The organism is Bacteroidia bacterium (assembly GCA_026932145.1).
Classification (GTDB): domain Bacteria; phylum Bacteroidota; class Bacteroidia; order J057; family JAIXKT01; genus JAIXKT01.
Genome location: JAIXKT010000055.1, coordinates 48539 through 57583 on the forward strand (window position 1 = coordinate 48539; position 9045 = coordinate 57583).

9 protein-coding genes are annotated in these 9045 nt (G+C 38.5%); 5 read left to right on the forward strand and 4 right to left on the reverse strand.

Going from position 1 to position 9045, the window contains the following annotated elements:
- Positions 1-9: 9 nt before the first annotated feature.
- Entirely contained in the window at positions 10-684 is a 675-nt protein-coding gene (locus LC115_12925; GenBank protein MCZ2357570.1) for an SCO family protein, read from the reverse strand.
- Between the two features lie 22 nt (positions 685-706).
- A complete protein-coding gene (locus LC115_12930; protein MCZ2357571.1) occupies positions 707-1246 on the reverse strand; it encodes a DUF4337 domain-containing protein in 540 nt (179 codons plus the stop codon).
- 97 nt (positions 1247-1343) lie between these two features.
- Between LC115_12930 and LC115_12935 the strand changes: the two genes are divergently transcribed.
- The 4 genes from LC115_12935 to LC115_12950 are packed head-to-tail and all read left to right on the forward strand — an operon-like array spanning position 1344 to position 5888.
- Positions 1344-1997 (forward strand): outer membrane lipoprotein carrier protein LolA, encoded by a 654-nt coding sequence (locus LC115_12935; protein ID MCZ2357572.1) that lies wholly within the window; start codon positions 1344-1346, stop codon positions 1995-1997.
- A complete protein-coding gene (gene pyrF / locus LC115_12940) occupies positions 1994-2809 on the forward strand; it encodes an orotidine-5'-phosphate decarboxylase (protein MCZ2357573.1) in 816 nt (271 codons plus the stop codon). The genes LC115_12935 and pyrF overlap by 4 nt, the downstream gene beginning before the upstream one ends.
- Positions 2810-2845: 36 nt before the next feature.
- Entirely contained in the window at positions 2846-4486 is a 1641-nt protein-coding gene (locus LC115_12945) for a tetratricopeptide repeat protein (protein MCZ2357574.1), read from the forward strand.
- A complete protein-coding gene (locus LC115_12950; GenBank protein MCZ2357575.1) occupies positions 4446-5888 on the forward strand; it encodes a beta-lactamase family protein in 1443 nt (480 codons plus the stop codon). Before LC115_12945 ends, LC115_12950 begins: the two co-directional genes overlap by 41 nt.
- A 23-nt stretch (positions 5889-5911) precedes the next feature.
- Here LC115_12950 and LC115_12955 read toward each other — a convergent pair whose 3' ends face one another.
- Complete coding sequence (locus LC115_12955) at positions 5912-6997, reverse strand: AI-2E family transporter (protein MCZ2357576.1); 1086 nt, start codon at positions 6995-6997, stop codon at positions 5912-5914.
- Entirely contained in the window at positions 6994-8421 is a 1428-nt protein-coding gene (locus tag LC115_12960; GenBank protein ID MCZ2357577.1) for an FAD-binding protein, read from the reverse strand. Before LC115_12960 ends, LC115_12955 begins: the two co-directional genes overlap by 4 nt.
- Before the next feature lie 145 nt (positions 8422-8566).
- Between LC115_12960 and LC115_12965 the strand changes: the two genes are divergently transcribed.
- Positions 8567-9045, forward strand: a 479-nt coding sequence (locus LC115_12965) for an IS5 family transposase (protein MCZ2357578.1), incomplete at its 3' end; no start/stop codon positions are given.

The following is a 9045-nucleotide window of genomic DNA, read 5'->3' on the forward strand; positions in this document are numbered from 1 at the left end:
TAGCGCAAATTACGGCAAATCTTTGTATTCAGCCATTAGTAGCTTAATTTCTGCAATCATTCGTTCTAATTCAGCAGGGTTTAAGCCATCATAGAAACCACGAATACGAAATTCTTTATCTATCAAGACTATTTTTTGGCTGTGCAAAAATCCATTTTCGGGGCCATTACCTTGTTCGGCAGTTACCAAATAACCTTTTGTAGCTAATGCATATATAGAATCTTGATTTCCCCAGACAAACGACCACTTCGCCGGATTTGCTCGATGTTTTTTCGCATAAGCCGCCAAAACCGGAATGCTATCATGCTTAGGATCAATGGAATAAGATACTATATGTACAGTAGAAACGGTATTTACAAAGGCGTGAACTTTTTCTAAGTTTTTGGTAAGTTTAGGGCATATTCCAGGACAGGTCGTAAAGAAAAAATCCGCAATATGGATTTTTCCTGCCAAAGAATCTAAGGAAATAGGCTTGTTTTCTTGGGTAACAAAATGGAAATCAGGGAGTTTATGATAAATAGTATCTCCATTTGAAGCCATTTCTTTATTTCCATAAATGGGTAATTTATCTACCTGATGATTGAATTTAGAAATGATAAAAAAGATTACCGGTAGTTGCAAAACAAGGATAACGGCTACTACTAAGAAAAAACGTTTGGAATTAGGATTTGAAGAAAAGTTCATGTAGAAAAGTTACGGTTTATTGTTAGGCAAAGAAGAAAGCATAGGCAGTTAGCCCAATCGCAATTACGCCTAAAATACAGCTCAGCACCCACATTTTACGGCTCTTTGCGATAATGGCAATAGCCGCCAAAACGATGGCAATTTGATAAAATGCTTCTGCCAAATCATACCAATTTGATTTAGCATCAGCATCTTGTGATATTTGCTCGTTTTCTTCAGCTTTAATCTTTATATCGCCTTTTTCTTTTTCGTATTTATCTATCTTTTTGATGATAGTTTCGATTTCTACTCGGATAGAGTCTTTGTAGGCTGCGGAATAAGTCTCATTTTTTAGCTGGAGTTCTAAATTTCGCTGGTTAATTTCATATAGATTTTGTTTAATGCTTTTGGATTGAAAATATGCCCAGGCATCATTAGCCTCACCTCTATAAATCAGTACATCATCGCCGGCTTGCCCATTCAAAATAGAAGAAATAGACAAAAATACAGCTATTACGGCGGTGGAAAAAGCAGCTATACTTTCTAAGCCGTCTGCTTTGGATTCTTCTTTCTGCGCATCCATGAAAGCCTAAATAATGCAGCTAAACTACAAAGATGGAATGAATTTTGTATCTAAATTGTAAAAAACATTTTTTGTTTTACTAACTTTGCCAAATATCATGAAATTAAGCCGTATTATTTATTGGACTTTTTGTGTAATCGTGCTCTTAGCCAGCCAAGCTAACGCCCAAATTGACCCTAAGGCAGATAAGCTGGTGAAACGTGCTCGCGATAAATTCTATAGTTTCCCAGATTTTTCTGCTAATATTGCTTTTTCCTTAGAAAACAAAGCCCTCAAAGAAAAACAACCGGCAAAATCCGGCTATGTAAAAATCAAAAAAAATAAATATCACGTTATTTTCCCTGACCAAGAGCTTTTCTGTGACGGCAAAACGGTTTGGGTGTATCTCAAAACAAATAACGAAGTAAATATTTCTGACTTTGACCCCAACGAAAGCCTGAATATTGATAAGGTTTTTGCACTATATGATAAAGGCATGAAAAGCCGTTTAGATAACGCAGAAACAATTGGAGGCGTAAGCACCCAAAAAATATCCCTTTTTCCCAATAACAATAAAACAGAATATACCCGCGTAGAAGTCTGGATTAACGCCACCACAGATTTAGTACATCGTTTCAAATTGGTAAACAAAAATGGTACTACTTATCAATATGATTTATCCGCTATCAAAACAAACACCCTAATACCCGATTCAGAATTTGTTTTTGATGCACAAAAGTATCCCAAAGTTAATATTGTAGATTTAAGATGAGAGTAAGCAACCGGTTACGCCGGCTTAGTGAAGAAAAAAAGTCTATCTTATGCGTAGGCTTAGATAGCGATATTAGTTTAATTCCGGATTTTTTATTCCAAACAGACAATCCACTTTTGGAGTTTAATAAGGCTATTATTGAAGCAACGGCTCCCTTTGCCGTTGCTTATAAGTTAAATACCGCTTTTTATGAATCGCTTGGCCAGCGCGGGTGGGATATTTTAGAAAAAACATTAGCGCTGATTCCCAGCAATATCATCACCATAGCAGATGCCAAACGCGGAGACATTGGCAATACCTCAAATTTCTATGCCAAAGCTTTTTTTGAATCCCTAAACTTTGATTGCGTTACGGTTAATCCATATATGGGGAGAGATTCTGTATTGCCTTTTTTATCGTATCCAAACAAAATGATTTTTGTTTTGGCATTAACTTCAAATGAGGGCGCACACGACTTTCAGCTTTCTTTTGACGGAGAGCAACATCTATATGAAAAGGTCATAACCAAATCCCTTGAATGGCAAGAGCATGGCGTTGGCGAAGTGGGCTTTGTGGTAGGCGCAACTCAGGCTAAGTTTTTAGAATCTGTTCGGAAAATCACCCCCGACTCGACCCTTTTAATACCCGGAATTGGCGCGCAAGGAGGCAATATGCAAGACGTTTGCCAGTATGGAAATTATCATGACGGAAACCTATTGATTAACGTCAGCCGCAGCATATTATTTGCCTCAAAAGGAGAAGATTTTCGGCAGTTTGCATACGAAGAAGCGCGAAAAATCACCCAAGAAATGCAGACCACTTTCCAGCTATAGATCACTACTTTAAAGTCATCTTAAAATATTAAATATATGCCCAAAATTCAGTTACGTTCAATATGTATATTTCTGTATATTAGCACATTAGCATTTTTTGTTGGATATAATCCTGCTTTTTCGCAAGATTATTTTAAGATGGCTGAAGCCGAAACGAACCCACTTAAGCAGGTAGAACTCTACACTAAGGCGATAGCCCAAAGCCCAAGTAATTGGGCATACTATAAGCGCGGCTTTGCCTATCTAAATGCTCGAAAATATTATGCAGGTATAGAAGACTTTAAGCAAGCCTTAAATGCTAAATCAGGAAACTTAGACCCTGCTTATATTTATCACGGACTTGGATACGGTTATTATGCTATTGGGCACTATAGCCAATCTATTGAAGCCTGTACAAAGGGGATACAACTTAACCCCTCTGTAAAAGGATGCTGGTATATTCGAGCATGGTCTAAAATGTCTTTATTGCAGTTTGCTGAATCCATTGTGGATTTTAAAAAATATATTGAACTTGCCCCCGGTGAACCTTCCGGCTATTCGGACCTTGCTTGGGCTTATTACCAAAAAGGGGAATACAACGCCGCCTTAATAGAAATCGAAAAAGCACTACAACTTGCTCCGGAAAATAGCACTTTAATAGAACGTAAAGTTCTGATACTAAATAAACTTGGAAAAAAAGAAGAAGCCGAAGCCTTAGCTGCTAAGATTACCAACTTTGTAAAAGATGATCCGATTTCTCTTTCCAATTTAGGGATTCTTTTTGCTCATAATCGAGATTACAAGAGTGCTATTGACTTCCATTCCCGAGCAATCGCTTTATACAATGAAAAAATAAAAATTGACCCGCGCTTTCCACAAACCCACAAAACAGATTTGGTAAACATCTATATGAATCGCGGAAACGCTTATTATGGGTTAGCTGATTACCAGCACGCGTTAGCAGACTATACTAAAGTTATTGACCTTGACCCTACGAACTATCTGGGTTGGCAGAATATTGGGCAGGTTCATACCTTTCAAAAAAACTGGAAAGAAGGGGCTATCGCCTACGAACAATGTTTTCGCTATAGGCCAGACCACCCGGAAGGCTGGGTAAACTTAGGCTTTTGCTATAGCAAAATGCACAAAGATCAAGAAGCGGTGAACGCCTACACAAGAGGGTTACGCATTACCCCAAACATTGGGCTTCTATACAACAATCGCGGATTCTCCTACCTTCTCCTAAAACAATATGAAAAAGCATATCAAGATTTAATCAAAGCAATTCAGGTAGATCCGTCCGTAGCTATGTCCCATGTTTCACTTGGAGAATACTATAACGAAGTAGAAAAATATGACGAAGCCATCGCAAAGTTTAATGAAGCATTGGGAATGCCAGATAAAAATGAAAACGAACTGACCGCCGGTTATACCGGCAGAGGAACAGCATACCTCAAAAAGAAACAATATGACCTTGCAGAAGCAGACTTCAAAAAGGCATTAGAAATTGACCCTGAATATGTTGAAGCCCATGAAAAAATCGGTATCACCTATTTTGAAAAGAAAAAATATTGTGAAGCCCAACGGCACTTAAAACAGGGAATTATTTTGGAAAACACACAACAAACAGGAAAGGCTACCGAATGTGCTAAATATCTTGGAAAAATTACCGCGATTAATCCTGAACCCTGCCGTTAGAATCATTATTTGTATAGTCGGTTTTGTTTTTTCAGGCTGTACGCCGCTACATACTTTTTGGTACAATATGCCCGGACATCGGGATATTCATCTTTTTAAAAACCGCCCGCTAATTGCCACAAATCCTACACCGTTCATCACTGCTGATTCAAACATTACTTTGCCGCCTCCAATCCTGTGGGGAAATCATCGTTATCTAAAATATAAACATACACCGGAGCAGTACTTACACCGTACCAAAACCTATGCTCTGCTCATACTGAGAAATGATACCCTTGTGTATCAATACTATGCACCCAATTTTAATCGTGCATCTGAGCTTACTTCTTTTTCAGTAGCTAAAGGCATTTTGTCTCTTTTAGCCGGAATTGCTATTGATGAGAAAAAGCTAAACTTAGAAGATTCGGTTTCTGAATGGCTGCTTCTATGGCGTAATCGCCCCAGCTTTGCCCCAATCCAGATAAAACATTTACTGCAAATGACTTCTGGATTAAATTTTAGAGACGAATATGTTAATCCGTTTGGAGGAGCTGCACGATTTTATTACGGGAAAAATCTACGACAAAAGGTGCTAAACCTCAAACCAAAGTATATGCCCGGAACAGTATATCGTTATAAAAGTTGCGACCCAATTTTAATATCTATGATTTTGGAAAAAGCTACCGGTAAGTCTGTTACGGAATATTTACAAGAAAAAATCTGGAATCCCTGCGGAATGCAATTTTCCGGTTCTTGGAGTTTAGACGGTGGTTTTCAACCTATTGAAAAGAGCTTTTGTGGGCTTAACGCAAAACCCGAAGATTTGCTACGGCTGGGGCAAGTCATGCTTCATCAAGGAAAATACAACCAAAAACAAATTATCCCCCCAAAATGGCTTCAAGAAATTCAACATATAGATGGACGTGAAGCCAGCCCCAGATTTTATCAATATTATTGGTATTTAAGTGCCGAATCCACAGACTATTTTGCCGAAGGCATTAACGGCCAATTACTGTACATTTCTCCTTCTACTCAAACAGTTATTGTTCGTTTAGGAAGTCAAATAGATTGGCATTGGAGGGATAATTTAGGCAATTTAGCCGGCTCATGTTCTAAAAAAATCCCAATTAAAATCACCCCGAGCCATCGCCTCATCGCCGGAAGTTATATTTTTAGCGTTAGCGACTCCGGAGACACCTCCATGTTGGGCAAAAAGGCTAAATTCTGGATTAGTGGTAACCGACTGTACATAAAAACAGATATTCACAAAACCTTTTCAGCCTTTCCTTATCAAGAGAAATCCTTTTATGACCCTAAAAACCAACGAAACCTTCAATTTCTGCTCAATGATTCCGGACAAATAGACCACATTCTTTGGACCCGCGGGAGGCAGACATGGAAACTCTTACCTGAGATTCAGTAATTACGCTCCCGTACAGAAAATAGCTATTTTAATTCTTCATCATTAATGAGGGTGTTTTTATGAAGTTCTCCATGTCCTAATAAAACGGCAATAAAATGTAGGCTCGGGATAAACTGGCACACTATTTTGAAAATTGCCATATAAGGAATCGCCAATATCATTCCCACAATGCCCCAGAGATGCCCGCCGATAACAATTGCCAGAATAGAGGCTAATGCGTTCAGCTGGACTTTACGGCCTACAATTTTGGGTGTCAAAAAATTAGACTCAAACATATGAATAACCCAAAAAATCAATAGCACTAACCCAGCATCTACAAAAGAATTGTTGGTAATAAACGTGAAGGCTGCCGAAAGCAAGCCTACGCTGATAATCCCAACGTATGGAATGATATTTAAAGTAGCTGCCAAAGTACCTAAAAATAAAGCATGTGGAGCACCCACTATCCATAAACCAAAACTACATAAAATACTCATTATCAGAATTATGATTCCAATTCCGATAACATATTGTTGAATCATCTGCACTATTTGCTGGATTGCCTCGTGAATATCAAGCCCAAAATTTCGGGTTATTACTTGCACAATAACCGCATAAACTAACCGCCGATACTGAATCAAGAGTAAGGCGTAAATGATAACCAAAACTACAACAGACAAAATGTGGGTAGCTGCAAGCAAAGTGCTCCCAACATATTTAGTAGCGTGCTCTAAAAACAAACTTAGCTTTTGGTTTAAAAACTCAATTTGCTCAGACTGATTAACACCAAACTGCTCTAAGAAAAATTGCTGCCAAATTTCCCAACGCTGCATTAAATTGGACTGTATGGCAGGTAAGTCTTTTGAAATATTAACGGATTGGGTAGAAAAGAAATAACCCGTAACACCTAATCCGGCTACTGTCAGTAAAACACAAAAAAGTAAGGCTACGCCGGTAGGTATTTTTTTTCTCTCTAACCAACGAACAAATGGCAGATAAAAACCGGCCAATAAAATACCAAAGCCTATCGGCAGAAAAAACTGCTCGGCAGCAACAAATGCCTGTGTTGCCACATAAATAGCAATAATTCCCAGCGATATGCGCATACTGATTGGCCAAATTGCTCTCATAAGAAAATCTTTCCAGGATTTAAAATTCCCTGAGGGTCAAATACCTGCTTAATATTTTTCAGAATCGTTAGTTCGGTAGCTGAAAAAGCAATATCCATATAAGGTCGCTGAACATATCCGATGCCGTGTTCACCGGATAAAGTCCCGCCCAAAGAAACAGTATATTCAAATATTTCGCGAATAGCCTGCGGAAGTTCATGTTCCCAGCGGTCATCAGAAATATCATTTTTTAGAATATTGATATGCAAATTACCATCCCCTGCGTGCCCGTAACACACTGATTCAAAGCCAAATTCGATGCCTTTCTTTTTCACAAAACGTAATAACTTAGCTAAATAAGCTCTTGGCACAACGGTATCTTCTTCTTTGTAGATAGTATTTCCTTTTACGGCTTTACCTAAGCATCTTCTGAGTGCCCATAGTGCCTGCTGCTGCTCCGCAGACTCAGCTACCATAACTTCACCTCCTTTGTATTTGGAGATTACTGCTGAAATAATCTCACACTCTTGCCAAAGAATATCCAAATTATTTCCATCTACCTCAATCAACAAAAGCGCACCAATTCCCTCTAATTGATAATGATTAACTTTCAGGTAGTTTTGTGCATAGCGGATGGCATCTTGCTCCATAAATTCGAGGGCAGCGGGCACAATTCCGGTGTGAAAAATGGCAGAAACGGCATCACAGCAGTCTTCTGCGCTCTCAAAAGGAGCTTGCATAATCAAACTATATTTCGGCTGGTGCACTAAACGCAGGGTAGCCTCTGTGATAACAGCCAAAGTTCCTTCACTCCCCACCAAAAGCTGGGTTAAATTATATCCGGTTGAATTTTTTAGGACTTTTGCGCCTGTATGAATAATTTCGCCGGAGGGCAAAACTGCCTCTAAGGCTAAGACATAATCCCGTGTGATTCCATACTTAACGGCATGAATTCCGCCCGAAGATTCTGCCAAATTTCCACCAATGAAGCACGAACCTTTACTGGACGGATCCGGTGGATAATACAGACCCAATTTAGCAACGGCTTCTTGCAGCACTCCAGTAATCACACCAGGCTGAACCCTAACTTGCAAGTTAGCTGTATCTATTTCAAGAATTTGGTTCATTCTTTCTAACGATAAAGCAACACCTCCATACACAGGCAGCATACCGCCACTCAAGCCTGTTCGCGCACCCACAGGAGTAACCGGAATATTATTCTCAGAACACAAGCGTAAGGCTTCCGCAACTTCCTGAGTATTAGCCGGAAATACTACTAAATGTGGCAAAAAACGAAAGTTCTCCGTCCAATCATGGCTGTAAGTTGATAACACCTCCAAAGAAGTAGCTGCAAACCGCTCGCCAACTATTCCTTGAAACCTGTCGATAAGTTCCGGTGTAATATTCCCAAAATCACGTTTTCGCAGAAACAAATTAGTATCCATTGGCGAAATTTCGTAAAAAGTATTAGAACAATTCTTTAGAGGTTGTTTAAAAATGGTGTAAAAATTGTTAAATTATTTAATATCACATGGTTAAATACATATTTATTTGTATATTGCTGATTATTAATCAGATAATTAAGCAAGTATGAAAGCCTACCCAACCAACCTAACTGATATTCAGTACGAAGCTATTGAAAAAATAGTAAATGATAACAGGAAAAGAAAGCATCCTTTAAGATGTATTGTAGACGCATTATTGTACATCACCAAAACTGGTGTTCAATGGAGATTGCTGCCTAAAGATTTCCCTAAGTGGCAACTCGTTTATTATTATTTCAGAAAATGGACAGCAGAAGGGCTTATTGAAGAAATACATGATTTTTTGCGTGATAAGTTAAGAAAGGAAAAAGGAAAACATGTTTCACCAAGTCTTGGATTAATTGATAGTCAAACTGTTAAAACTTGTTCTTTCTCGTTATCAAACGGTTATGACGGAAACAAGAAAATTAAAGGAAGAAAAAGACATATTATTACTGACACATTCGGATTTATTATAGCTATTGTGATTCATAACGCTGATATTCAGGACAGAGAAGGAGCTAAATATGTTCTTGAAGAATTAAG

Coding starts and splice junctions, on each gene's coding strand:
- pyrF (MCZ2357573.1), top strand. CDS start 1,994: ATGAGAGTAAGCAACCGGTTACGCCGGCTTAGTGAAGAAAAAAAGTCT.
- LC115_12945 (MCZ2357574.1), top strand. CDS start 2,846: ATGCCCAAAATTCAGTTACGTTCAATATGTATATTTCTGTATATTAGC.
- LC115_12935 (MCZ2357572.1), top strand. CDS start 1,344: ATGAAATTAAGCCGTATTATTTATTGGACTTTTTGTGTAATCGTGCTC.
- LC115_12930 (MCZ2357571.1), bottom strand. CDS start 1,246: ATGGATGCGCAGAAAGAAGAATCCAAAGCAGACGGCTTAGAAAGTATA.
- LC115_12925 (MCZ2357570.1), bottom strand. CDS start 684: ATGAACTTTTCTTCAAATCCTAATTCCAAACGTTTTTTCTTAGTAGTA.
- LC115_12955 (MCZ2357576.1), bottom strand. CDS start 6,997: ATGAGAGCAATTTGGCCAATCAGTATGCGCATATCGCTGGGAATTATT.
- LC115_12960 (MCZ2357577.1), bottom strand. CDS start 8,421: ATGGATACTAATTTGTTTCTGCGAAAACGTGATTTTGGGAATATTACA.